General features: G+C 62.5%; 26 protein-coding genes and 1 other RNA gene. 10 read left to right on the plus strand and 17 right to left on the minus strand.

Going from position 1 to position 22,322, the window contains the following annotated elements; translation table 11 throughout:
* The first annotated feature begins 8 nt into the window (after window positions 1-8).
* Entirely contained in the window at window positions 9-644 is a 636-nt protein-coding gene (locus V8192_RS07915) for a carbonic anhydrase (RefSeq protein ID WP_341632538.1), read from the plus strand.
* 24 nt (window positions 645-668) lie between these two features.
* On the opposite strand, the gene V8192_RS07920 is transcribed toward V8192_RS07915, so the two are convergent.
* A complete protein-coding gene (locus V8192_RS07920) occupies window positions 669-1,049 on the minus strand; it encodes a hypothetical protein (RefSeq protein ID WP_341632539.1) in 381 nt (126 codons plus the stop codon).
* 166 nt (window positions 1,050-1,215) lie between these two features.
* Here V8192_RS07920 and V8192_RS07925 point away from each other — a divergent pair, with 166 nt between their 5' ends.
* Both V8192_RS07925 and V8192_RS07930 read left to right on the plus strand, forming a co-directional pair.
* Window positions 1,216-1,944 carry an NYN domain-containing protein gene (locus V8192_RS07925; protein ID WP_341632540.1) on the plus strand — a complete coding sequence of 243 codons (729 nt, stop codon included), beginning with the start codon at window positions 1,216-1,218 and terminating at the stop codon, window positions 1,942-1,944.
* Window positions 1,945-2,112: 168 nt separating this feature from the next.
* Window positions 2,113-2,679, plus strand: a complete 567-nt coding sequence (locus tag V8192_RS07930; RefSeq protein WP_341632541.1) for a PAS domain-containing protein — start codon at window positions 2,113-2,115, stop codon at window positions 2,677-2,679.
* Between the two features lie 377 nt (window positions 2,680-3,056).
* On the opposite strand, the gene V8192_RS07935 is transcribed toward V8192_RS07930, so the two are convergent.
* From V8192_RS07935 to ffs, 9 genes are all read right to left on the minus strand, one after another.
* The gene (locus V8192_RS07935; protein WP_341632542.1) at window positions 3,057-3,347 is read right to left on the minus strand and encodes a DUF1905 domain-containing protein; all 291 of its coding nucleotides are present in this window, start codon (window positions 3,345-3,347) and stop codon (window positions 3,057-3,059) included.
* Between the two features lie 68 nt (window positions 3,348-3,415).
* Window positions 3,416-3,817 carry a DUF1801 domain-containing protein gene (locus V8192_RS07940; protein ID WP_341632543.1) on the minus strand — a complete coding sequence of 134 codons (402 nt, stop codon included), beginning with the start codon at window positions 3,815-3,817 and terminating at the stop codon, window positions 3,416-3,418.
* Between the two features lie 50 nt (window positions 3,818-3,867).
* Window positions 3,868-4,275: a VOC family protein gene (locus tag V8192_RS07945; protein ID WP_341632544.1), complete on the minus strand. Its 408-nt coding sequence runs from the start codon at window positions 4,273-4,275 to the stop codon at window positions 3,868-3,870.
* The gene (locus tag V8192_RS07950; protein ID WP_341632545.1) at window positions 4,254-4,742 is read right to left on the minus strand and encodes a helix-turn-helix transcriptional regulator; all 489 of its coding nucleotides are present in this window, start codon (window positions 4,740-4,742) and stop codon (window positions 4,254-4,256) included. Before V8192_RS07950 ends, V8192_RS07945 begins: the two co-directional genes overlap by 22 nt.
* Window positions 4,743-4,753: 11 nt before the next feature.
* Window positions 4,754-6,433, minus strand: coding sequence for an energy-dependent translational throttle protein EttA (ettA, locus tag V8192_RS07955; protein ID WP_341632546.1), 1,680 nt, complete (start codon window positions 6,431-6,433; stop codon window positions 4,754-4,756).
* 70 nt (window positions 6,434-6,503) lie between these two features.
* Complete coding sequence (locus V8192_RS07960) at window positions 6,504-8,141, minus strand: long-chain fatty acid--CoA ligase (RefSeq protein WP_341632547.1); 1,638 nt, start codon at window positions 8,139-8,141, stop codon at window positions 6,504-6,506.
* Window positions 8,142-8,168: 27 nt separating this feature from the next.
* Complete coding sequence (locus V8192_RS07965) at window positions 8,169-8,492, minus strand: YbaB/EbfC family nucleoid-associated protein (RefSeq protein WP_341633311.1); 324 nt, start codon at window positions 8,490-8,492, stop codon at window positions 8,169-8,171.
* Window positions 8,493-8,502: 10 nt separating this feature from the next.
* Window positions 8,503-10,131, minus strand: coding sequence for a DNA polymerase III subunit gamma/tau (locus V8192_RS07970; protein ID WP_341632548.1), 1,629 nt, complete (start codon window positions 10,129-10,131; stop codon window positions 8,503-8,505).
* 77 nt (window positions 10,132-10,208) lie between these two features.
* Window positions 10,209-10,303, minus strand: an RNA gene (gene ffs, locus V8192_RS07975) — signal recognition particle sRNA small type.
* 96 nt (window positions 10,304-10,399) lie between these two features.
* Between ffs and V8192_RS07980 the strand changes: the two genes are divergently transcribed.
* Window positions 10,400-11,137, plus strand: coding sequence for an EF-hand domain-containing protein (locus V8192_RS07980; RefSeq protein WP_341632549.1), 738 nt, complete (start codon window positions 10,400-10,402; stop codon window positions 11,135-11,137).
* 117 nt (window positions 11,138-11,254) lie between these two features.
* Entirely contained in the window at window positions 11,255-11,947 is a 693-nt protein-coding gene (locus tag V8192_RS07985; RefSeq protein WP_341632550.1) for an EF-hand domain-containing protein, read from the plus strand.
* Here the strand turns inward: V8192_RS07985 and V8192_RS07990 are convergent.
* From V8192_RS07990 to V8192_RS08000, 3 genes are read right to left on the minus strand one after another with little or no spacing between them, the layout of a single operon-like run.
* Complete coding sequence (locus tag V8192_RS07990) at window positions 11,944-12,279, minus strand: 2Fe-2S iron-sulfur cluster-binding protein (RefSeq protein WP_341632551.1); 336 nt, start codon at window positions 12,277-12,279, stop codon at window positions 11,944-11,946. The two genes, V8192_RS07985 and V8192_RS07990, sit on opposite strands and share 4 nt — an antisense overlap.
* Complete coding sequence (locus V8192_RS07995; protein WP_341632552.1) at window positions 12,276-13,394, minus strand: cysteine desulfurase family protein; 1,119 nt, start codon at window positions 13,392-13,394, stop codon at window positions 12,276-12,278. The genes V8192_RS07990 and V8192_RS07995 overlap by 4 nt, the downstream gene beginning before the upstream one ends.
* Window positions 13,391-14,455, minus strand: coding sequence for a cysteine desulfurase family protein (locus tag V8192_RS08000; protein WP_341632553.1), 1,065 nt, complete (start codon window positions 14,453-14,455; stop codon window positions 13,391-13,393). Before V8192_RS08000 ends, V8192_RS07995 begins: the two co-directional genes overlap by 4 nt.
* 126 nt (window positions 14,456-14,581) lie before the next feature.
* Between V8192_RS08000 and V8192_RS08005 the strand changes: the two genes are divergently transcribed.
* Window positions 14,582-15,265: an alpha/beta hydrolase gene (locus tag V8192_RS08005; RefSeq protein WP_341632554.1), complete on the plus strand. Its 684-nt coding sequence runs from the start codon at window positions 14,582-14,584 to the stop codon at window positions 15,263-15,265.
* On the opposite strand, the gene V8192_RS08010 is transcribed toward V8192_RS08005, so the two are convergent.
* Window positions 15,237-15,404, minus strand: coding sequence for a hypothetical protein (locus tag V8192_RS08010; RefSeq protein ID WP_341632555.1), 168 nt, complete (start codon window positions 15,402-15,404; stop codon window positions 15,237-15,239). The genes V8192_RS08005 and V8192_RS08010 overlap by 29 nt on opposite strands.
* A 52-nt stretch (window positions 15,405-15,456) precedes the next feature.
* Between V8192_RS08010 and V8192_RS08015 the strand changes: the two genes are divergently transcribed.
* Window positions 15,457-15,711 carry a hypothetical protein gene (locus V8192_RS08015; protein WP_341632556.1) on the plus strand — a complete coding sequence of 85 codons (255 nt, stop codon included), beginning with the start codon at window positions 15,457-15,459 and terminating at the stop codon, window positions 15,709-15,711.
* Here the strand turns inward: V8192_RS08015 and V8192_RS08020 are convergent.
* Window positions 15,708-16,664 carry a threonine ammonia-lyase gene (locus V8192_RS08020; RefSeq protein WP_341632557.1) on the minus strand — a complete coding sequence of 319 codons (957 nt, stop codon included), beginning with the start codon at window positions 16,662-16,664 and terminating at the stop codon, window positions 15,708-15,710. The genes V8192_RS08015 and V8192_RS08020 overlap by 4 nt on opposite strands.
* 192 nt (window positions 16,665-16,856) lie before the next feature.
* Here V8192_RS08020 and V8192_RS08025 point away from each other — a divergent pair, with 192 nt between their 5' ends.
* The 3 genes from V8192_RS08025 to V8192_RS08035 all read left to right on the plus strand — a co-directional run bounded on the left by V8192_RS08025 (window position 16,857) and on the right by V8192_RS08035 (window position 19,805).
* A complete protein-coding gene (locus V8192_RS08025) occupies window positions 16,857-18,086 on the plus strand; it encodes a type III PLP-dependent enzyme (protein ID WP_341632558.1) in 1,230 nt (409 codons plus the stop codon).
* Between the two features lie 142 nt (window positions 18,087-18,228).
* Window positions 18,229-19,311, plus strand: coding sequence for a 1,9-bis(guanidino)-5-aza-nonane synthase (locus tag V8192_RS08030; protein WP_341633312.1), 1,083 nt, complete (start codon window positions 18,229-18,231; stop codon window positions 19,309-19,311).
* Between the two features lie 65 nt (window positions 19,312-19,376).
* On the plus strand, window positions 19,377-19,805 hold the full coding sequence (locus V8192_RS08035) for an MAPEG family protein (RefSeq protein ID WP_341632559.1): 429 nt from the start codon (window positions 19,377-19,379) through the stop codon (window positions 19,803-19,805).
* Here V8192_RS08035 and V8192_RS08040 read toward each other — a convergent pair.
* Both V8192_RS08040 and V8192_RS08045 read right to left on the minus strand, forming a co-directional pair.
* Window positions 19,789-20,964, minus strand: a complete 1,176-nt coding sequence (locus V8192_RS08040) for a class I SAM-dependent RNA methyltransferase (RefSeq protein WP_341632560.1) — start codon at window positions 20,962-20,964, stop codon at window positions 19,789-19,791. The two genes, V8192_RS08035 and V8192_RS08040, sit on opposite strands and share 17 nt — an antisense overlap.
* Window positions 20,961-22,322 carry an NAD(P)H-hydrate dehydratase gene (locus tag V8192_RS08045; protein WP_341632561.1) on the minus strand — a complete coding sequence of 454 codons (1,362 nt, stop codon included), beginning with the start codon at window positions 22,320-22,322 and terminating at the stop codon, window positions 20,961-20,963. Before V8192_RS08045 ends, V8192_RS08040 begins: the two co-directional genes overlap by 4 nt.

Below are 22,322 nucleotides of genomic sequence, written 5' to 3' on the forward strand. Positions count from 1 at the left end.
GCAGGCTGATGCCCTATCTTACGCAGCTCATCGAAGGTTACAGACGCTTCCGCGAGACGGACTGGGTCCACCAGCATGAACGCTGGTCCGAACTGGCGGAAGGCCAAAGCCCCCAGGTCATGATCCTGTCCTGCGCCGACAGCCGAGTAGACCCCGCTCAAATCTTCGATGCCCGGCCCGGCGAGATCTTCGTCGCCCGCAACATCGCCGCGCTCGCGCCGCCCTATGAAACATCAAGCGGCTACCATGGCGTCTCAGCAGCGCTCGAATTCGCGGTCACCCAGCTCAAGGTGGGAGAGATCCTCGTCATGGGCCACGGGCTGTGCGGAGGCTGCTCGGCCGCTCTTACCGGCAAGTTCGACGAGACCGAACCTGGCGAAGGCCATTTCATTGCCGACTGGGTGAGAATGCTAAGCGAAGCGCGGGACATCGTCCGCGCTCGTCACAGCCAACTCGATCGCGAAGCCTTTCTCGACATGGAACGCGAGGCCGTGAAGGTCAGTCTTGCCAATTTGCGGACTTTTCCCTGGATTGCCGAGCGCGAGCGGGCGGGCGAGCTGAAGCTGCACGGCGCGCACTTTTCAATATCCGAGGGCCGTCTCTATGTGCTCGACGAGGCAGAAGGTGACTTCCGCCCCGCCTAGCAATTCGTTCATCAAGCTATTGAACTAGCAACGAATATCGTAGCTGTAATGCGGCTGGCCGTACTGGTCGACGTAATAGCAGTAGCCGCGGGTGTCGCGATAATATTGGTGGCCGTTGACGGTGGCGCCCAGGACGCCGCCGAGAATTGCACCAGCGATGGCGCCCTGGCCGACGCTTACACCCGGAATGATCGCGCCGGCGACGGCGCCAGTGGCGGCGCCCACGGCGGCGCCCGTGGCTACGTTCGCACCCGTGCTTCGATTCCCGTAATAGCCGTTGCCATAATAGGGATTATTATAAGAGCCGCCGTAATATGGATCATAGCCATACCCGTTGGGGTAGGTCGAGCAGCCGGCCACCGCAACACTGGCGGCGAGGGCTACAGCAAGACCAAGGTTTTTCATTGTCTTATCCCTTCTCAACTCGCCCCCTGTCGCACGCCACAAGCGCGCCAACCGGCATTTCGTTCCGGCTCCGATCATCCGTGGTTCAGCTTGAAACAGACTGAGCGCCGGCCTGTGGCCATTCCGCGCCGCAGCGCTAGAGACGATCACAAAAAAGGGAATCGAAATGCGCGAGCGATCACCGGAGCAGGAAGCCAACATTGCCCTTCTGATTGACGCGGATAATGCGTCGCCCGAACACCTCGACGACGTGCTGCTCGTCCTTGGCGAACTTGGCACGATCAACATCCGCCGCGCCTACGGAAACTGGGCCAAGGCGAGCCTCAAGGGCTGGGGCAATCTCACCGGCACCCATTCCATCGTGCCGATGCAGCAGTTTGACGTCGTCAAAGGGAAGAGCTCGACCGACATGCGAATGACAATAGACGCGATGGATCTGCTCTACCGCGGCAACGTCGACCATTTCGGCATCATGTCCTCGGACAGCGATTTCCTGCCGCTTGCCCAGCGCATCCGCGAGGACGGCCTTCAGGTCTATGGGTTCGGGACCGCCAAGACCCCTCATTCCTTTCAGCAGGCCTGCACTCGGTTCTTTGACGTCGGCGCCCTTGCTCTCGAGGACGCGGAGCAGCTCGAACAGCCCGTGATTGCCAAGGGCCAGAGGCCCGTCGACCCGGAACTGCTGCAAGTACTGGGCTCGGCCTACAAGGCCTCGAAGCGCGATGAGGACGGCTATACTTCCCTTTCCGAACTCGGGCAGCGAACCAAGGCCGTTTCGAGCTTTGCAGCGCGAAACTATGGTTTCACCCGTCTTTCCGACCTCATCAAGGCGGTGCCGAACTTCGAAGTGAAGACCGGCGATGAAGGACGACTCCTCGTCAAGCGACTTCGCTGACGCGAGAGCCCTGTGGATCCTTCATCCACAGAAATTTCGCAGGCGTACCGAGTCGGAGACTGTTGTCCCGCCGACACAGGCAGTTAGCTTTTTGCAGTAGGAGGGGGAACGGCACCGCCGGTGACCGGTTGAGCTGTCTAACCCACGTTAGAATCGACTCGCGAAACCATGCTGTCTCGGCAGGACCCCGAATATTTCCTCGACACGGCCGTTAGCGCGGTCGCCGGCGGACCCAAGTGCCGATTTAAGATCGATGAGATTCCGGTCCCCGTCTACACTACGGACAGCGACGGCCTCGTTACCTACTGGAATCACGCGTGCGTCGAATTTGCGGGCCGGGAGCCCGTTGTCGGACAGGATCGATGGTGTGTGACCCTGCGATTGTTCACGACCAGCGGCGAGCCGCTCAGCAGCGATGAATGCCCGATGGCGCAGGCGATCAGGACGAGACAGCCTGTGCGCGACGTCATCGCCATTGCCGAGCGGCCTGACGGAACGCGCCTTGCGTTCAGGCCCTATCCGACCCCGCTTTTCGACGGCAGCGGCAAATTCATCGGCGCGCTCAACATGCTCGTAGATGTGACGGACGAGCAAAGCGGGTTGCTTCACGAGCAGGCCGAGCGCTGCCGGCGGCTTGCCGACGCAACCTACGACCGGGCAACGAGCAAGGTGCTGGGAGACATGGCGTCGGGATATGAGAAGATAGCCGACGGGCTGACCCACAAGCGCACCTGAGGCTCATTGAGCGGTCGTGGATGACGCGACAGCTGTTGCCGGGGAGCGCCAATCGCCATTCCGTGCTGTTCAGAGCCGTGGACAATGTCGCGGGCGATCTGGTCCCTGGAAGCGCGGGCCCTTCCGGGTGCCGATGAACAGCTTGAGGATTTGCTCGAAGCCCAGGCGACCGCCGGGGCAATTGCGATGAAGGCGATTGTAAGAACGAACTTGTGCCCGTTTTCGGTTGTGGCTCCGGTGAGCGTCACTCCGAAAAGCCGCAACCCATGCCCGGCCGGGCCGGAGACCTGCGCAGCCGCGTTCTGGCCCGCGTTCAAGAGGTCCGCGATGCCCTGCTGCACGATGCCGTTAACAGGACGCCTGTCGCGATGGTTCCGTTACAAGAGCTCGAGGCTCACCTCGACTTCGTCGCCGGCGGCGATGCCGGTCCTGCGTAGCACCTCGATCTTCACCGGTAGAAAATAGCCACCGCTGCTCTTGGACGGGAACACCGAAGTCCTCCACGTGAAGTCGTCAATCCTCGCCTCGACCCTCACCGAGCCAAAGCCTCTTCGAACGAACAATGCGTGAGCTCTGATTTCCCCGGAAAGCTCCTCGGGAATGCTCATGAAATGAGAGATGCCGTCAGCGAAGGTCCAGACCTTCAGAGGAGCCCTCAGCCTAATCATTTCTTCCGGCCGATATCATCGAGACCGCAGACAATGCACCGTGGTCCTAAAAGAAGGCGCAAACCCATTCAGGGCCCGTGGGACTTGGCCGCGAGGTTTGCAGCAATGGCTTCCCTGATGAGCCCCTTGATCGCTTCTTCGTCGATCTTGGCACCCTGGGCGAAATCGATTGCACGCCGCACACCGCCTTCAAGGCTGGAGTTGAACAGCCCGTGCGCATCGTTGAGCGCTGCGCCCCTCGCGAAAGTCAGCTTCACCTTGTCCTTGTAGGTTTCGCCCGTGCATATGATTCCCGAATGCGACCAGGTCGGCACCCCCAGCGGGTTGGAGGCCTTTCGCCACTTCACCTCCTCGAGCACGTCCGGGTCCGCTTCCTTGATCAGCCCGCGCAGCTTGGCGAGCATCGCGCCACGCCAGTCGTCGAGAGACCGGATCTTCGCATCGACCGCGCTCGAGCCGTCACCGTCCATGAAATCGCTCCTTCTTATCGGCGCTTCCACCCGAAAATGTTCGGCGCACGTCATTGACGAGCCTCGATCAGTTTCCAGCCGTTGCCGGACGGATCGCGGAAACTCGCATCGACACTTCCATATCGCTCGACCGGCTCCTGGGTGAATTCCACGCCGCGCTCGCGCATCTCCTCGTATGCCGCCTCGCAAGAATCGACGACCAGGACGAGAGGTGGCATCGCGCCCTTCGCGACGATTGCATCGAGCGTCTGCGCCGTCGCTTCATCGACCGTTGGCGGCTGCGGCTTGAACAGGCCGAGCTGAAATGAAGGCTGCTCGGGATGTTGCACCGTCAGCCAGCGATAATCGCCATTCCGTGCGTCCGTGTGAACCTTGAAGCCCAGCTTCCCGACGTAGAAATCGAGGGCTTGATCCTGATCGTGAACGTACAGACCGACTACTCCGACACCTTGCGACATGGGACCTCCGTTGGTTGGGGTGCCGTCGCATTATCCTTCCCCCGACGGCGTCGCTTCTCCGAAACTGCTATGATGAGATCGGGTCTTTGTGCAGCACTGACGAAACAGTGCGGTACCTGCTCCAAAGCATGGCCGGCGGCCCGCTCTTTCGCACGAAGTTGGCTTGGGCTTTCGCCCGTAATCTCACGGAAAATGCGCCCGAAGGTGCCAAGGCTGTTCCAGCCGGTCCGGAATGCAATCTCGGTGATCGGAAGATTGGTATCCCGAAGCAGCGCCCTCGCACGCTCGATCCGCCGTGCCAGTAGGTAGCGGTGCGGAGGGATTCCGAAGGCCTCCTTGAAAGACCTTGCGAAATGCGCCGCGGACACACCACTGACCGCGGCCAGGCGCTGCACCGGCCATTCCTCGTGCGAGGCCCCGTCCATGCGGTCCTTTGCACGAAGCAACCGGCGCAGCAGCAGTTCCATAAGGGCGAGGCTTACCTCGTCAGTTTACGATAGCTCATCCGGTGCGGACGCGTGGCTTCCTCGCCCAGACGACGGACCTTGTCTTCTTCATAGGCTTCGAAATTGCCCTCGAACCACTCGACACGGCTATCGCCTTCAAAGGCCAGGATGTGCGTCGCCAGGCGATCGAGGAAGAACCGGTCGTGGCTGATAATCACTGCGCACCCGGCGAAATTCTCGATCGCCTCCTCGAGGGCACCGAGCGTCTCGACGTCGAGGTCGTTGGTCGGCTCGTCGAGGAGCAGCACGTTTCCGCCGCGTTTGAGCATCTTGGCGATGTTCACCCGGTTGCGCTCGCCGCCTGAAAGCTTGCCGACGTTCTTCTGCTGGTCCTGGCCCTTGAAGTTGAACGCACCCACGTAGGCGCGGGTCGACTGGTCGTGGCCATTGACCTTCATGTAGTCGAGCCCGTCCGAAATTTCCTCCCAGACGTTCTTCGAATTATCGAGGTGGTCGCGGCTCTGGTCGACATATCCCAAGTGCACCGTGTGACCGATGTCGATCGTTCCGGAATCCGGCTTTTCCTGACCGGTGATAATCTTGAACAAGGTCGACTTGCCGGCGCCGTTGGGCCCGATGACGCCCACGATGCCGCCGGGCGGCAGTGTGAAAGACAGATTCTCGAACAGCAACTTGTCGCCATAGGCTTTGGTGAGATTGTTTGCCTCGATGACCTTGCCGCCCAGGCGTTCGGGAACCTGGATAAGGATTTCCGCCTTGCCGGGAGTCCGGTTTTCCTGCGCTGCAACCAGTTGCTCGAACTTGGCGATACGCGCCTTGGACTTGGTCTGCCGTGCCTTCGCCCCCTGGCGGATCCACGCGAGCTCGTCGCGGATTGCCTTCTGACGGCCCGATTCCTCGCGCTCTTCCTGGTCGAGGCGCTTGGCCTTCTTCTCGAGGTAGGTCGAGTAATTGCCCTCGTAGGGAAAATACTTGCCCCGATCGAGCTCGAGGATCCAGCTGACCACATTGTCGAGGAAGTACCGGTCGTGGGTGATCATCAGCACCGCGCCCGGATATTCCTTCAGATGGTTCTCGAGCCACTGGACGCTCTCGGCGTCGAGATGGTTGGTCGGCTCGTCGAGGAGGAGGATCGAAGGTTTCTGGATGAGCAGGCGAGTGAGCGCGATTCGGCGCTTCTCGCCGCCTGAAAGACTGCCGACCTCCCAGTCTGGAGGCGGACAGCGCAAAGCCTCCATCGCAACCTCGAGCTGGTTGTCGAGCGTCCAGCCCTCGACTGCATCGATCTTCGCCTGGAGATCGCCCATCTCCTCCATCAGCGCATCAAAATCGGTATCGTCCTTGGGGTCACCCATCTCGGCGGAGATCGCATTGAAACGGTCCACCATGTCGGCGACGTCCCGGGCGCCGTCCTTGACGTTCTCGAGCACGTTCTTGCTGGGATCGAGCTGCGGTTCCTGGGGCAGATAGCCGACGGTGATGTTCTCACCGGGCCAGGCTTCGCCCTGGAAGTCCCTGTCGATACCGGCCATGATTTTCATCAACGTCGATTTGCCGGCGCCGTTCGGACCGACAATCCCGATCTTCGCGCCGTGATAGAATTGCAGGTTGATGTGGCTGAGCACCGGCTTCTGGGCGCCGGGGAAGGACTTGGTCATGTCCTTCATCACAAATGCATATTGGGCGGCCATGGGGTCGCGATATTCCTTCGAATGAATGCTGGAAGATTGCGGCCGAGTTAGTGGACCGCGCGCGGTTTTTCTAGTCGCGCCCGACCATCTGGACTGCGGTAGGGAGCCGATAGTCGCGATAGCGGTCCCGCAGGTCCTTCTTGCTGAGCTTGCCGGTGGCGGTGTGCGGCAGCTCTTCGACGAACTCGATCGCGTCCGGCATCCACCATTTTGCCATCTGGCCCGAGAGAAATGAGCGCACCTCGGCCTCGCAGACCGTGCTGCCCGGGTCACGCACGATCAGCAGGAGCGGCCGTTCATCCCATTTGGGATGGGGAATGCCGATGGCGGCGGCTTCGGCCACTCCTGGACAGCCCACGGCCACATTCTCGATCTCGATTGAGCTGATCCATTCTCCGCCCGACTTGATCACGTCCTTGGCGCGGTCGGTGAGCCTGAGGCTGTTGTCTGGATGAATTACCGCAACATCGCCGGTATCGAACCAGCTGTCCTCATCGACGCAGTCGCTGTCCTGTTTGAAGTAGCGTTGTACTACTGCCGGCCCGCGGGTCTGGAGCCGCCCCGAGCTCTTGCCGTCGCGGGGCATGACATTTCCTTCGTCGTCGATGACCCGCAGCTCGACACCGAAGACCGAGCGCCCGGGACGGGTCATGTAGGCGAAACGTTCCTCCTTGTTCATGGACTCCCAGTTTGCGGGAGGAGCGCCAACGGTTCCAACCGGAGACATTTCCGTCATTCCCCACAGGTGATTGAGCCTGATGCCGCGATCCGTGAACCAGCGGATCGTGGCAGGAGGCGCAGATGATCCTCCGCAAATGACCGTATGCAATTTGCCGAGCGAGGCGCCGGTACGCTCCACATGGTCGATCAATGAAAGCCAGACCGTGGGAACCCCGGCCGAGTGAGTAACGCCTTCCGCATTGAAGAGCCCGCAAATGCGCTCAGGATTATTGTCCGCGCAGCAGACGAGCTTCATTCCCGACATTGCCGCCGCATAAGGGAGGCACCAGCTCCCCGCATGAAACATCGGGACAATTGGAAGCATCACCGACGTCGCCGAGAGATCGAATGCATCGGGGGCGATCACCGTCATCGTGTGCAGCACGGTCGAACGATGCTCGTACAGGACCCCTTTCGGATGACCGGTCGTTCCGCTCGTGTAGCAAAGACCGCAGGGGTCGCGTTCGTCTCCTTCCCTCCAGCGATAGTCGCCGTCCTCGGCAGCAAGCACGTCGTCAAACTCGTCGTCGAAGCAGATGTAGTGCTGGATCGATTTCCACTTCGGCTTCATGCGCTCAACGAGGGGCGCAAACGCGCGATCGTAGAGCAGCACGCGGTCTTCCGCGTGGTTGACGATATATTCGAGCTGGTCGTCGAACAGCCGATGGTTGTTGGTGTGGATGACGCCGCCCATTCCCACCGTGCCGAACCAGGATACGAGATGGCGGTCGTGGTTGACGGCCATGGTGCCAACCCGGTCGGTAGGCCCGACCCCCCTGCGCTCTAGCGCCTGCGCCAGCCGCCTCGCATCGTGGGCTACCGCGCTCCAGTTCGTGCGATAGGTGATGCCGTCGGCGCGTGCCGCAACGATCTCGCGGCCTCCATGTTCACGTTGGGCGTGATCGAGGATCCGCATGATGCGGAGTGGAAAGTCCTGCATTGCGCCGAGCATGCCCACAAGCGCCTCCCCTTGTAGGATGCGCATCATGACGCAGAAACGGCGAGCGTCAAACGGTTAGAACGGCAGCTTAAATCCAGGTGGGAGCGGCAGGCTGCTCTGCATCTTCTGCATTTCGTCGGCAGCAGCGCTGTCGGCCTTGGCGCGGGCATCGTTGATCGCGGCTGCGATCAAATCCTCCACCATGGTCTTCTCGGAAGGCTGAAGCAGGCTCTCGTCGATATTCACCGAGAGGATGCGGCCCTTGGCAGTTGCCCGGATCTTCACCATGCCGCCGCCGGCGGCACCCTCGACTTCGATCTTGTCGAGATTGTCCTGGGCCTTCTGCAGCTCGTTCTGCGCATTTTGCGCCATCTGCATGATCGATTCAAAATCGGGCATCTCGGGCATTTCAGGCGCCTCTCGTCGAGAAGGATTCTAGTTCGGCATCAGGAAACGTGTCCATCACCGCGCGGACATTCGGATCGGCGAGGACATCGGCGCGAACGCGCTCCTCGGCCATTTTCTCCTGATCGAGCAGCGAGGGCTCGCCGGCATCGTCGGAGAGTGAGACCTGCCAGGTCGCCCCGGTGGCTGCCTTCAGCCCCACCGCCACGTCCCGCGACCAATCCGCGCCAAGCGGTCGCGTCGGCCTCAAAACCAGTTCGGGAGGAGCGTAGCGGACGAGCCCGACCTGGTCGTGCAGCTGCTGCGCAAGCAAGTGCTTCCCGCTTCCTTCCACTGCCCTGATGAGGCCCGTGAAATCAGTCGGAATTCTTGTCGTCGGACCCGACCCCTTGGCCGCAGAACCTGCGACTGGCGCCGTGCCCGCACCGTCGCTCAATCTCGCGATCAGCGACGCAGGATCGGGCATGTCTGCTGCATGGATGAGCCTCAGGAGCGCCATCTCGGCGGCTTCGCGGGGGTCGGGCGCGACGTCGACGTCCTGCAATCCCTTGAGCAGCATCTGCCATAGCCGATGAATCGCTCCCCAGGAGAGCGCCGCTGCCATTTCGCCGGCGGCTTCACGCTCCTCGGCGCTCAGCAGCGCGTCGGCACTCGCGCCTGCTTTCGAGCGCGTTGCAAGATGAAGACTTTCCATGAGGCCGCGCAGAAGCTGCGTCGGATCGATCCCAAGGTCGTGCGCCTCGTCAAGCTCGGCGAGCGAAGCCGGCGCGTCGCCCGCGAGCACCAGCTGCAACAGGCGGCGGACACGTCCGCGGTCGGCGAGTCCGAGCATGTCGCGGACCTGTTCGGCGCTGACGCTGCCAGCACCGTGTGCGATTGCCTGGTCGAGGATCGACAAGCCGTCGCGCGCCGATCCCTCGGCAGCCCGGGCAATCATGCCGAGAGCATCGGGTTCGACGTCGACGCCTTCAGCCCCCGCGACATCCGCAAAATGTGCTGCGAGCTTCTCTGCGGGGATGCGTCTCAAATCAAATCGCTGACAGCGCGACAATACCGTCACCGGCACCTTGTTGACCTCGGTCGTCGCGAACAGGAATTTCACGTGCTCAGGTGGTTCCTCAAGAGTCTTCAGCAACGCATTGAAAGCGTTCTTGGACAGCATATGGACTTCGTCGATGATGTAGATCTTGTAGCGCGCGCTCACCGAGGAATATCGGACTGCGTCGATAATCTCGCGAATGTCGTCGACACCCGTGTGGCTGGCGGCATCCATCTCGATGACATCGATGTGGCGCCCCTCAGCAATCGCCCGGCACGGTTCGCATGCGTTGCATGGGGTGATCGTCGGTCCGCCCTTCCCGTCGGGCCCGATGCAATTCAGCGCCTTGGCGATCAGTCGCGCGGTCGAGGTCTTGCCTACCCCCCGCACGCCCGTCAGCAGAAAAGCATGTGCGATGCGGCCACGCTCGATAGCGTTGGCGAGGGTCTTCACCATCGCGTCCTGGCCAATCAGTTCTGAGAATCTCTGCGGCCGATACTTGCGCGCAAGAACGCGGTACGGCGCCGCGCCCGCGGCCTCCTTCGACTGCTCGGGAATATCGAGCCCCAGTCCGGGCGATTCGGCGTCTTCCATGGCTTCAGACTTAGGGGCTGAACAAGCGGATTGCGATACGGCTGTGTCCATCAAGGCCCGTCGCACGCTTCGGCGCCGTCGGTGGAAGCCGACGACCCGGCGCCTAATCGTTGTGGCTGCTTCCTTCCGGACCTGACCAGGTTGGCGACAGCGCCGTCCGCCGACTTCCGCGCGGGCATATGGGTGAAGAGCCCGCGCCGTGCAAGTTCCTGTTCGACACGCTTCCTTCATCAAGGGTTCAGCGGCACGACGAGAAGTCGAGACCCGCATGCCCAATTGCGCCACCCTTTTCGCGCTCTTCGCGGCAGCCGCGGCTCCCTCGGGCCCGGTCGTCGTGACGGGATATGCCTGGGCACCATTCATCAGTCCGATGGGCGAGGCTTTCAGGTCCCATTCTGCCACCGACGACACGCTTGCCGACTGGTTCCAGCAGGCGGACAGGAACCATGACGCGATGCTCACTCAGGACGAGATGGTGGCGGACGCCGAGCGCTTCTTCGCGACTCTCGACCTTGATCATGATGGGCAGATCGAGCCCGAGGAGCTGGTTCGCTACGAATGGCAGCTTGCGCCCGAGATTCAGGTGAACGCTAAGCGAAAGCGAGGCCGCGGCGAGCTGGCCCCGGCAAAATCGGGCGGTGATGACCCCTCGCTTGGAGATAGTCCCGGCGATGATCAAGGCCGCCAGAGCAAGCGCGACCGCCACCGCCAGGACGCCAACTCCGACCTTGACGGAGGACCTCAGGGAGCCGCCCGTTACGCATTGCTCAACATTCCCGAGCCAGTTGCTGCCGCCGACGCTGACTTCAACCGCGCGATCACGGTCGCCGAATTTAGGCAAGCGGCGATCGAGCGGTTCCGGCTTCTTGATCGTCAGCGGCAGGGCAAGCTCACGCTCGAAGGCTTGAGGTCGCTTCTTCCGCCGCCGCCGGCGAAGGGGAAGCCGAAGCTCAAGAAGGACGCCCCCGACACTCGCATCGGGCTGCCACTGCCGCCTGGAAAATAGAACCGCTTGCAGGCCCGCACCCTGTCCAAAAGTTCATCTGCGAAAGCCGGGTTTTTCATCAGCCGTTCACGCTCAGAATAAGACGCCATCGCTTCCCAACAAAAAGGGGGCTCCGCGATGCCCGTTCCTTCCCTGCTTCTATTCGCCGCCCTGCTCGCACCATCGCCGGCTCCCGAACCACCCCCGCAGCCCCACCGCCACTGGGGAAGGCTCTTCATCAGCCCGATGGGCGAACCTTTTCATGCGGATCGAAACGGCGATGCGCTGGAAGCCTGGTTCGCACAGGCCGACCGCAATCATGACGGGTACCTGAGCCTCGATGAAATGCAGGCAGACGCGGAGCGCTTCTTTGCAACCCTCGACACAAATCATGACGGCGAGATCGATCCCGACGAGACGACGCACTATGAACAGGTGATCGCGCCCGAAATCAGCGGCGAACCGGATTTCGCGGTGGCCGGGATGGAAAGCGGCGCCAGCCAAGGCGGGCGGGGCGGCCATCAAGGCGCAGGTCATCATGGCTACCGGCCGCTGCGCGAGAACGATGACGGGCACCAGGGAGCCTCCCGCTTCGGCCTGCTCGACCTTCCAGAGCCGGTTGCTTCCGCCGACGCCGATTTCAATCGCGGCGTCTCCCTCGCCGAATTCCGGGCCGCTGCGGGACAACGCTTTCTCGCGCTCGACCTTGATCATCGCGGCCGGCTCAGCGTTGCAGGACTGGAGTCAATCCGTCCCGCGCCGGCCGCGCAGCCCAACCGCGAGACCACCCCGGCAGCCCCGCCGAGCGATCCGGGATCGGACCAATATTAGCGCCCCATCCAGTTTCTCGCCTCGGGTGGAATCCGGACCGTCAGGACACTCATGTCCTCGGTCAGGATGATCTGGCACGCGAGGCGCGACGTACGCGTCGCGTGGGCGGCGAGATCGAGCAGATCCTCTTCTTCTTCCGTTGCTGGAGGAAGCTTCGCAAAATCCTCGGCGCTGACGATCACGTGACACGTCGAGCAGGCCATCACTCCCTCGCACGCGCCTTCGAGAGGTTCGCGCGCGGCCCACGCTACGTCGAGAAGCCGCTGGCCCGGCTCCGCTTCCACTTCCTTGTCGAGGGTCCCGTCCGCCTTGAAAAACCGAACCAAGGTCACGCGTCGAGCTTCTCCTGCTCGCGCGCAGCTCTAGCGAGACGATGGCATGCGTCGACCAGTTCGGCCTGGGTAGTATAGCGACCAAAGCCGAGGCGAACCGAGGAACGCGTCTCGCGGTAGTCAAGTCCGAGCGCGCGCAGGACATGGCTTGGTCGTCCCGACCCGCTCGCGCACGCACTGCCGAGTGAAAATGCAATGTCGCGCAGGTCCGCTATCAGTCTCGCTGCATCCACGCCTTCGCGCCGGACATTGATATTACCGTGGTAGCGGCACTCGGTGCAGCCGTTGATGACCCAGCCCGGTCCAAGCGCATCGACCGCTGCCTTCCACAACTTGCGGATATGATCGTAGTCGCGCGTCATTCTTTCATCGGCAAGCTTTGCCGCCGCTCCAAAGCCGACGCACAGCGCCGGCGACAGGGTTCCTGAACGAAGGCCCCGTTCCTGACCACCGCCGTGGATCAGCGTTTCCGGCTCTTTGCCCTTTCGCATCCAGAGCGCCCCGATGCCCTTTGGGCCGTGTATCTTGTGGGCAGAGATCGCGACAAGATCGGGACCGCTTCCGATCTCGAACTTCCCGAACGCCTGAACGGCGTCGCAGAGCATCACCGCACCGACCTCATGGGTCATGCGCGATATCTCCGAAATCGGCTGGGTGACGCCGATTTCGTTGTTGACCATCATTACGGCGACCAGCAACACCCGTTCGTCAAGCTCCCTTGCGAGGAGGTCGAGGTCGAGCCGCCCGTTCGGCTGCACCGGAAGCACCGTTAGATCGATCCCCTTCCCTGCAAGCCATTCGCAGGTGTCGAGAACCGCTGCATGCTCGGTCGCGAGCGTAATGATCCGGTTGCGGCCCTTCGGGGCGTTTTCGGCCGTGCCCTTCAGCGCCCAGTTCAGCGCTTCGGTCGCGGTCCCCGTAAAAGCGAGGCTCCCTCCCTTGCACCCGAGCGCATTCTCGACTTGCCTGCGTGCCACCTCGACGGCCGCGGCGGCCTCGTGGCCCCAGCGTGACGGCGAATGCGGGTTTGCGAACTTCTCCTCGATCCAGGGCTGCATCGCCTTGGCGACTTCTGGGGCAACAGGCGTGGTCGCCTGGTAGTCGAGGTAGATCATGCGACCGCCTTACCCGCGCGCGCCTGGATGCCGCGCCACTCCGCGATAAACCGGTCCACGTCCGCCCCGCTCGTGTCCGGACCGAAACTGATGCGAACGACCGAAGCGAAGACATGATGGGGGACGCCCATTGCGCCAAGGACGCGGCTCGGCTTCATGCTTCCTGATGAGCAGGCGCTGCCGGCGGACACGGAAATGCCGGCAAGATCGAGTTGAACGACCTGGCTCGCGCTTGAGACGCCGGGCATCGAATAATTTCCGATCGTTGCAAGGCGCGGCGCGCCCGATCCGATCACGATTCCTCCCGAGGCGGTAATTTCATCCTCAAGATGCGTCCTTAGCGTTTCAAGCCGCGGAAGCGCGGAGCTGAAGGCATGAGTTTCGAGGGCGGCCGCCATGGCGGCGACCGCGGGCCAGTTCTCGGTACCGCGGCGGTAGCCCCTTTCCTGGCCTCCGCTCGCCTCGAGCGTTCCAAGATCGCGGACCAGCAGCGCACCGACCCCTGGAGGCCCGCCGAACTTGTGCGCCGACACGGCAATAAAGTCGGCTTCCGGAAGCGTGATCTTCCCGGCAGCTTGCGCGCAGTCACACAGGAGCAGCGATCCTGCGTTTCGCACCAATTCCTGGATTTCCCCGATCGGCTGCACGATGCCCGTCTCGTTGTTGACGAGCTGGACGGCCACGAGGGCCGGCCCGGCGGCAAGTGCGGCCTCGAGCCCGGCAACGTCGACCCGGCCGTCCCCGTTGAGAACGAGCGGGACCGCTTCCGCGCCCGTTGCAGCGATGACGACATCATGCTCGGTCGGATTGACGAGACGCCCCGGCGCCTTTGCACGGGCCGCTGCAATCTGCACCGCTTCGCTCGCGCCAGAAGTCAGAATGACGTCATGACGCCAACCGAGCTCCCTGGCGATGCGGAGACGCGCCTCCTCGAAGGCGGCGCGCGCCCGACGCCCGTCGGCGTGGGGAGAACTTGGGTTGGCCCAGGCCGCCATTGCGGCGGCGAAAGCAGCCTGCGCCGCGGGGAGCACCGGCGTCGTCGCCGCATGGTCCAGGTACAATCGCTCAGGGCTGCTCAAAACCGCCGGATTCCTGCCAATTGCCACACGAACGCCCGTCCCTATATAGGAGCGCACGCCGCTGCGCACCCGCGCAGCGGACCTTATTCGCGAGCTTACGCCACTTTCATGCCAGAAGTCATTTTCCCAGGCCCCGAGGGCCGTCTTGAAGGACGTTTTCATCCCGGTACCCGCCCGCGCGCTCCAGTCGCGCTGGTCCTGCACTCTCATCCGCAGGCCGGCGGAACGATGAACAACAAGATCGTCCAGCTACTTTACCAAACCTTCGTGAAGCGGGGCTTTGCGACGCTGCGCTTCAACTTCCGCGGAGTGGGCAAGAGCCAGGGCGTGTTCGACAATGGCATTGGCGAGCTCTCCGACGCCGCGAGCGCGCTTGACTGGGTGCAGAGCATCCATCCCGAGGCAGAAACTACTTGGGTCGCCGGCGTCAGCTTCGGGGCCTGGATCGGGATGCAACTCCTGATGCGCCGCCCGGAAATCCGCGGGTTCATCTCGATCGCGCCGCCCGCCAACATGTATGACTTCAGTTTCCTTGCCCCCTGCCCGTCCTCGGGAATCATCATCCAGGGCGAAGCGGACGAGGTCGTTACTCCGGGCGCAGTGCAGAAGCTTGTCGACAAGCTCCGGACCCAGAGGCACATCACGATCCATCACGATCTCGTGCCCGGTGCCAATCACTTTTTCGCAAACGAGCTCGACCTGTTGATGAAGTCTGTCGACGATTATCTCGACATGCGGCTCGCAACCGACCCCGTGAAGCCCGCTATACCGTCCAGATCATCACGTTCATGACGAGCACGAGCGCGGCGAGGATCATCAGCACGCCGCGCGCCCGCGTCTGACGGTCGAACAGCAGTTTGGCGCCGCCTGCAAGCAGCAGGAAACCCGCGATCATCGCGACGGCAAGCGCGCTTTCTGAAAATTTATCCATTCATTCCTGCCAACTTCACCAACACTTAACCAAATTTGGGCGAAATGGACTCATGCCCAAGGCTGACCAGCAGACGCGGCTCGACGAGGCGTTCGAACGGATCGAAGAAACGATCCTGCCCTGCATCGCCATGATGCTCGACACGCTCATCGACGCCTCTGAGTCGGTCGCCGAAAACGAGCGCCGCTTCCTTGCCGCCGAATTGAAGACCCTTGCGGCCGAGCTCGAGGAACTGACCAAGGCCGTCGAACGCTCAAGCCCCGTTCACTTGGAGCCGGGCGAGTACAAGACACGCAACGTCGCCTAAGCCGGCTGGGCAATGATCTGCGCGTGAAGCGCAGGATCGATATTCCCGCCCGACACGATCACCACCGTATCCTCAAGGGCAGGTAGCTTTGCCGCCAGAAGTGCCGCGAGAGCAACCGCGGCTCCGGGTTCGACGACCAGGCCGTGCCTGTTCCAGGCAAACCTGATTGCATCGGCAACCTCGCCATCGCTGACCGAGAGCGCGTGGGCCTGTCGTGCCTCGAGGATACCAAACGTGATCGGCGACACTCGCGGGGTCATGATTGCATCACAGAACGTATCCGGCGCGCCGGGCGCCACGGGAACGATCTCACCGAGCTCCAGCGACCGGCCCATGTCGTCCCAGCCATCCGGCTCGACGACGACGATCTCGGCGTCGGGCACCGCGAGGGCGATTCCGGACGCGAGCCCGCCGCCGCCACACGGGATCATGATGCGGGGCGGACTGCGCCCGAGCTGGTCGACGATCTCGAGGCCCGCCGTTCCCTGGCCGGCGACAATCGCGGGATCATCGAAGCTTGGCACCACCGTGGCGCCCGTCTCGCTTGCAATTCGGCCGGCAATTTCCTCACGACTTTGGGTACGCCGGTCGTAGAACACGATCTCGGCGCCCTCTTTCCGCGTCCCCTCGACCTTCACCTGCGGCGCGTCAGCCGGCATGACGATGATTGCGCGGATGCCAAGGCGCCTTGCCGCGATCGCGACCCCGCGGGCATGATTGCCCGAGGAAAAGGCGACGACGCCGCGCTGTCGCTCTTCACCCGTAAGCTGGAGCAAGCGGTTCGCGGCCCCTCGAAGCTTGAACGCGCCGCCGGTCTGGAGACATTCGCACTTTAGCCAGCTGCGGATTCCGCCGATTTCGGTCTCGATCAGAGGCGTTCGTTCGACCTCGCCCGCAATGCGCCTGGAGGCGACCAGCACATCATCGCGTCGGACCTTGGGATCATCCAGCAAGCTATTGATAAACCTATCCTTTCGATGAGCTGTTGCAGTTTGGCGACAGAAATTCCCAGCCATTGGCCCAATGGAACCAAAACATCTTTACAGTAGGGACCCTCAAACATATATCGCGCCCCCGCTGCCCCATGGGACTTCCAACCGCAAGGCAGCTCTTTGTCGAAACTACCCCGTTGGAGGTCCCTTGAGTTGCACAAGCATCATCGCTCGCTGGGGCTAGCGTCCGCCCCGACCGGCAGCCGGGGGGCTGTCGATATCGCCAAGCTGCGCCCGGTCCAGCCGGTCACGCTTCTTCGCCCGCACGCGGCGCGGCGCGCTGCCCGCTTCTTCGTCGAGAAGTTCCCGGGCCGCTCGCTCTACGCAGTCAAGGCAAACCCGTCGCCGGATCTCCTGCGCATTCTCTGGGAAGCGGGAATCACGCATTATGACGTGGCCTCGATCGGTGAGGTTCGCCTCCTTCACGAGAGCCTTCCCGACTGCGTGCTTTGTTTCATGCACCCGGTCAAAGCCGAGGAGGCGATCGCCGAGGCTTATTTCGAGCATGGGGTAAGAACCTTCAGCCTCGACACCATCGAAGAGCTCGACAAGATCGTCCGGGCAACTTCGAGCAACGGCGTGGCGGCAAGCGACCTCAATCTCCTCGTTCGCATCCGCGTGAGCTCGGACCATGCCAAGCTGAGCCTCGCTTCGAAGTTCGGCGCGGATCCCCGGGATGTGAGCACGCTCCTCTTCGCTGCCCGCCAGGCAGCGGATGCTTTGGGCATCTGCTTCCACGTCGGGAGCCAGGCGATGACACCGGCAGCCTTCGCCGAGGCAATGTCGCGCGTGCGCGAGGCCATCATCGAGGCCGCTGTGACGGTTGACATCGTCGATGTCGGAGGAGGTTTCCCCTCCTCCTATCCGGGCATGGAGCCGCCGCCGCTCGAGACCTTTTTCGCGGTCATCCACCAGGCATTCGAAGCCCTGCCGATCAGCTATTCGGCCGAGCTCTGGTGCGAGCCTGGCCGTGCGCTGTGTGCCGAATATGCAAGCGTCCTCGTCCGGGTCGAGAGGCGGCGCGGCGACGAGCTGTACATCAACGACGGTGCCTATGGCGCTCTGTTCGATGCGGCCCACATCGGCTGGCGCTATCCGGTAAACCTCGTTCGCGACGGGGAATCGCGAGTACGGCCGGCGCCGTTCAGTTTCTATGGACCCACCTGCGATGATCTGGATCGCATGAAGGGCCCGTTCGAGCTGCCTGCGGACGTCGGCCCCGGCGATTATATCGAGATCGGGATGCTGGGTGCTTACGGCTGTGCGATGCGCACCCAGTTCAACGGCTTTGGAGTCGTCGATTGTGCAATCGTGGACGACGAGCCGATGGCGAGCCTTTACGGTGCGAGGGCCCCGGCTCGCAGCAACATCGTGAAACTATAGGTGTTTCTCCCCTTCCGCTGACGCGGGAGGGGAGCTAACCGCTCAAGGCGGTTCATGGGGTGAGGCTGTCCCCCTTAAGAAACGACATGTCCTACCCTGATGCCGCTCCATCCGTGGAGCGGCGACGCATTGGAGCATGAACATGGAAGCCGAGACGTTGAACAAGGTTCAGGATACCGACCGTATCAACGACACGCGCAAGGCGGAGCTCCTGTCGAGCCCGGTCGAGCATATCGACATCACGAAGTTCGACGCTCGACCGATCATCGATTCGATGGGCAAGATGAGCTTTACCAGCCGCGATCTCTCCCGCGCGACGAAGATCTACAACACGATGCTCGAGGATCCGGCCTGCTCGATCATCCTGGTAGTCGCGGGCTCGACCTCGGCAGGCGGGTGCATGGATCTCTACGCCGAGCTCGTGAAGTCGAACATGGTCGACGCAATTGTCGCGACCGGTGCCACGATCGTCGACATGGATTTCTTCGAAGCGCTTGGCCACAAACATTACCAAGCCAATGAAATTCCTGACGATGATACGCTGCGTTCGCTCTATATCGACCGTATTTACGACACCTACATTGATGAGCAGCAGCTACAGGACTGCGACCACACGATCGGCGAGATCGCAGACGGCCTCGAGCCTCGCCCCTATTCCAGCAGGGCCTTCATCCGCGAGATGGGCAAATGGCTGAGCGCAGGGAATGCAAAGAAGGAAGGCAGCCTCGTCCAGCTCGCCTACGAGCACGATGTGCCGATCTTCTGCCCGGCCTTCACCGACAGCTCGGCCGGCTTCGGCCTCGTCAAGCACCAGGTCGATGCGATGAAGCGCGGCGGCCATTACCTGACCCTCGACAGCATCGCCGACTTCCGCGAGCTCACCGACATCAAGATCAAGGCGGGCACTACGGGCCTGCTGATGATCGGCGGCGGCGTTCCCAAGAACTTCACCCAGGACACGGTCGTGTGCGCCGAAATTCTTGGCCACGACGATGTCGAGGTTCACAAATATGCCGTCCAGATCACCGTTGCCGACGCCCGCGACGGCGCCTGCTCGTCCTCCACGCTCCAGGAAGCCGCGAGCTGGGGCAAGGTGTCGACCGCGATGGAGCAGATGGTCTTTGCCGAAGCGACTTCGGTACTCCCCCTCCTTGCGAGCGATGCGTGGCACCGCGGCGCGTGGCGTAACCGCCAAAAGCGTCGTTTCAGCAAGCTGTTCGACTAACGACGGATTGCGGACATCACTGAAGTGAAGCACCCTCCTCCGATAAAAAGGGGGAGGGTTTTTCCATGCACATCAGTCCGCTGCTCGGTCCGGTCGTGGCGCTCGTCATCTGGTCGATTGTCATGCTCGTCTGGATGGCGATCAAACGCGGACCCCTGGTTGGCAATAGCCGCGAGATTCCGCCCGGCAGCCGCGGCGTTGATCTCGAGGCAAGGCATCCTGGAACCGCCCATTGGCCGGCGCACAACTACCAGCACCTGATGGAGCAGCCGACGATCTTCTATGCGATCATTTTCGCGCTGGTGCTCATGGGCTTCGATGCCTGGATCAACGTCTACCTAGCCTGGGCCTATGTCGGCCTGAGGATCGTGCACAGCATCGTCCAGTCGACTTTCAACGTCGTGAGAATCCGGTTCCTGATCTTCCTGCTTGCCTCGATCAGTCTTGCCTGTCTCGCGATCCACGCTGCAATCTTCCTCATCCACCACGCGTGAAGCAGGAAGCGAGCTCGACATGGGTCGACCATCGAAACTGTCCGACGGGCTCGATCCATCTCAGCTGATAACCTCCAAGAACGAGGGACTTGGCGTCCCGCGCGAACGTCGCGGGGTTGCAGCTGACGTAGGCGATGCGGCCAACCTTCGAGTCCGATAACGCTTCCACCTGCTCGGCAGCGCCGCTCCGGGGCGGATCGAGGACGACGGCTTCGAAACGGTCCAGCTCGGCGCGATCGAGGGGGCGGCGATAGAGGTCCCGGTGTTCAACGTTGATGTGGGGTGCGGCCCGCTTTAAGGCCGCCGCGGCATCGCGCGAGGCTTCCGCTGCATAGTTTGCCCCAGCGCCAAGGGCGAAGGTGCCAAGGCCGGAAAAGAGGTCGGCGGCAGTGCGCGTTCCCTGGACCGCTTCTCGCACCGCCGTGACAAGGGCGTCTTCTCCATCTTGCGTCGCCTGGAGGAACGCTCCTGGAGGAAAGGCAACCGGCGAACCCGAGAGGGTTATGGTTGCGGGCACCGGCTCGTACAGGATGTCCGGACCTAGCCCGCGGTCCATCCCCAGCCGCGCAAGGTCGTGCTTCATCGCAAATGACGTCAGTTGCTCGATTTCAGCCAGCCTTCCAGCGAAAATGCCCTTTATCAGCACCTCGACACCGCGGTCGATCAGCGTCAGCTGGACGTCTGCGATCCGCCTTGGCGTCAGTAAGCCCGCAAGAAGCTCGCGCAGTGGCTCTACGAGCTCGAATAGTTCAGGTCTGAGGACATGGCATTCGTGCATGTCGACGATGCGGTGTGACATCTGGGCGTTGAACCCGAGAAGCGCGCTTTGTCCGACCTTCATGGCCTTGAGCGACGCGCGGCGGCGGCTGAAGGGCGGGGAGAGATAGGGCGGACGGACTTCTGTCTCCAGGCCATGCTGGGAAAGAGCGCCCTCCACGCGCGACACGAGATAGCCGCGATAGGCCTCGTCATCGGCGTGCTGGAGCTGGCAGCCGCCGCATTCCGGGAAATGGCGGCAAGGGGGCTTCTGGTGATGGGGGCCGAATGCCAGCGCGCCGTCGTCAAGGACAGCATCACCTGGAACCGAAAAAGGTACGTGGCGGCCAGCTGCCGTCACACCGTCACCCCGGGCCGCGATTCCAACAATGAGCTCGTTCATGCGACAAGGTCGAGAGCGCGCGGTATCGCGGCAGCAAGGTCGTCGGCGATCAGATGGGGACCGGCAAGCTCCGCAGCGCGCCCATGCAGCCATACCGCGGCGGAGGCCGCCTCGAAGGCTTCCATCCCCCGCGCCCGAAGGGCCGCGACCATTCCTGCAAGAACATCGCCCGTTCCAGCGCTCGCAAGCCAGGACGGTGCCGGCGGACGAAAGCCCAGCCGCCCGTCGGGCGAGGCAACCAGCGTGTCATCGCCCTTGTAGACGACGACCGCGCCGCTGCGCCTGGCAGCCTCGAGGGCCCGCTCGGGCTTAGCTCCCTCTATCTGTCCGAACAACTTGCGGAATTCCCCCTCGTGGGGCGTAATGATCGCATTCTGTCCCTTGAGGCGCTTTGGTTCGCCAAGCTGCGCGATGGCATCGGCATCGATGACCTTGGGCGCCCGCGACGTGAGAGAGAGTGTCAGGACCTGCGGAATATCGCCCATTCCGGAACCGACGAGCAGGCATCCGATGCGCTCGTCATTCACCTCCGCCGTGTCGACCTGGACGATTGCCGACGGAAGGCCCTCGATAGGCCGCGAGGTGCTCACCCGCACATAGCCAGCCCCGCTCAGTGCCGCCGACTTCGCTGCAAGAGCGATCGCGCCGGGCATCTTGCCCGCGAGCGCATGAACGAGCCCCCGCGTATATTTGTGCATTCCCGGCAGGACGGGCGGCAGCATTGGGGGGCCGATCTCATGCCAGGTGCAGCCTGCGTCTATTCCGATATCCGCCAGCACCAGCCGGCCGCACTTGTTCATGGCCGGATGAAGCAGATGAGCGGGCTTCAGTGCACCAAAGCTAACGGTCATGCTGAAGACCGGCACCGGTCCAAGCTGCACCCCGTTGTCCGTTTCAACACCGCTGGGAAGATCGCAGGCAATGCTTAGAGAGGCGGCATCGCAGAGACGAGAAAGCTGTTCAGATACAGATTGATCCAGGCTTCGCTTGAGACCCGTTCCGAAGAGTGCGTCGATGAGCAGCGGCCGCGGCGCCGTATCGGGCCCAAGCTGCTCGACCTCGCCCTTCCATTGTCCGCGAGCCTGTCTTGCCGCTTCGCTCCCGGGCTCCCCCAACGCGGCTATCCGAACGTCGACCCCGCGCTCGGCGAGCCTGCGGGCCGCGACATAGCCGTCACCGCCATTGTTGCCCGGCCCGCACAGGATCAGTGTGTCCATTGGTCCTGCGAACCGGAAGGCGGCTTCTGCAAGGCCTGCCCCTGCCCGCTCCATCAGGTCCTTGACGCTGGTTCCGCCCTCGATTGCCTGCTGCTCCGCGGCTCGCATCGCATCGCAAGTGAGGATTGGTCGACCGGTCAT

The organism is Sphingomonas agri, assembly GCF_038148795.1.
Classification (GTDB): Bacteria; Pseudomonadota; Alphaproteobacteria; order Sphingomonadales; family Sphingomonadaceae; genus Sphingomicrobium; species Sphingomicrobium agri.

Coding starts and splice junctions, on each gene's coding strand:
- V8192_RS07915 (WP_341632538.1), top strand. CDS start 9: ATGCCCTATCTTACGCAGCTCATCGAAGGTTACAGACGCTTCCGCGAG.
- V8192_RS07920 (WP_341632539.1), bottom strand. CDS start 1,049: ATGAAAAACCTTGGTCTTGCTGTAGCCCTCGCCGCCAGTGTTGCGGTG.
- V8192_RS07925 (WP_341632540.1), top strand. CDS start 1,216: ATGCGCGAGCGATCACCGGAGCAGGAAGCCAACATTGCCCTTCTGATT.
- V8192_RS07930 (WP_341632541.1), top strand. CDS start 2,113: ATGCTGTCTCGGCAGGACCCCGAATATTTCCTCGACACGGCCGTTAGC.
- V8192_RS07935 (WP_341632542.1), bottom strand. CDS start 3,347: ATGATTAGGCTGAGGGCTCCTCTGAAGGTCTGGACCTTCGCTGACGGC.
- V8192_RS07940 (WP_341632543.1), bottom strand. CDS start 3,817: ATGGACGGTGACGGCTCGAGCGCGGTCGATGCGAAGATCCGGTCTCTC.
- V8192_RS07945 (WP_341632544.1), bottom strand. CDS start 4,275: ATGTCGCAAGGTGTCGGAGTAGTCGGTCTGTACGTTCACGATCAGGAT.
- V8192_RS07950 (WP_341632545.1), bottom strand. CDS start 4,742: ATGGAACTGCTGCTGCGCCGGTTGCTTCGTGCAAAGGACCGCATGGAC.
- ettA (WP_341632546.1), bottom strand. CDS start 6,433: ATGGCCGCCCAATATGCATTTGTGATGAAGGACATGACCAAGTCCTTC.
- V8192_RS07960 (WP_341632547.1), bottom strand. CDS start 8,141: ATGATGCGCATCCTACAAGGGGAGGCGCTTGTGGGCATGCTCGGCGCA.
- V8192_RS07965 (WP_341633311.1), bottom strand. CDS start 8,492: ATGCCCGATTTTGAATCGATCATGCAGATGGCGCAAAATGCGCAGAAC.
- V8192_RS07970 (WP_341632548.1), bottom strand. CDS start 10,131: ATGGAAGACGCCGAATCGCCCGGACTGGGGCTCGATATTCCCGAGCAG.
- V8192_RS07980 (WP_341632549.1), top strand. CDS start 10,400: ATGCCCAATTGCGCCACCCTTTTCGCGCTCTTCGCGGCAGCCGCGGCT.
- V8192_RS07985 (WP_341632550.1), top strand. CDS start 11,255: ATGCCCGTTCCTTCCCTGCTTCTATTCGCCGCCCTGCTCGCACCATCG.
- V8192_RS07995 (WP_341632552.1), bottom strand. CDS start 13,394: ATGATCTACCTCGACTACCAGGCGACCACGCCTGTTGCCCCAGAAGTC.
- V8192_RS08005 (WP_341632554.1), top strand. CDS start 14,582: ATGCCAGAAGTCATTTTCCCAGGCCCCGAGGGCCGTCTTGAAGGACGT.
- V8192_RS08010 (WP_341632555.1), bottom strand. CDS start 15,404: ATGGATAAATTTTCAGAAAGCGCGCTTGCCGTCGCGATGATCGCGGGT.
- V8192_RS08015 (WP_341632556.1), top strand. CDS start 15,457: ATGCCCAAGGCTGACCAGCAGACGCGGCTCGACGAGGCGTTCGAACGG.
- V8192_RS08030 (WP_341633312.1), top strand. CDS start 18,229: ATGGAAGCCGAGACGTTGAACAAGGTTCAGGATACCGACCGTATCAAC.
- V8192_RS08035 (WP_341632559.1), top strand. CDS start 19,377: ATGCACATCAGTCCGCTGCTCGGTCCGGTCGTGGCGCTCGTCATCTGG.
- V8192_RS08040 (WP_341632560.1), bottom strand. CDS start 20,964: ATGAACGAGCTCATTGTTGGAATCGCGGCCCGGGGTGACGGTGTGACG.
- V8192_RS08045 (WP_341632561.1), bottom strand. CDS start 22,322: ATGACCGGTCGACCAATCCTCACTTGCGATGCGATGCGAGCCGCGGAG.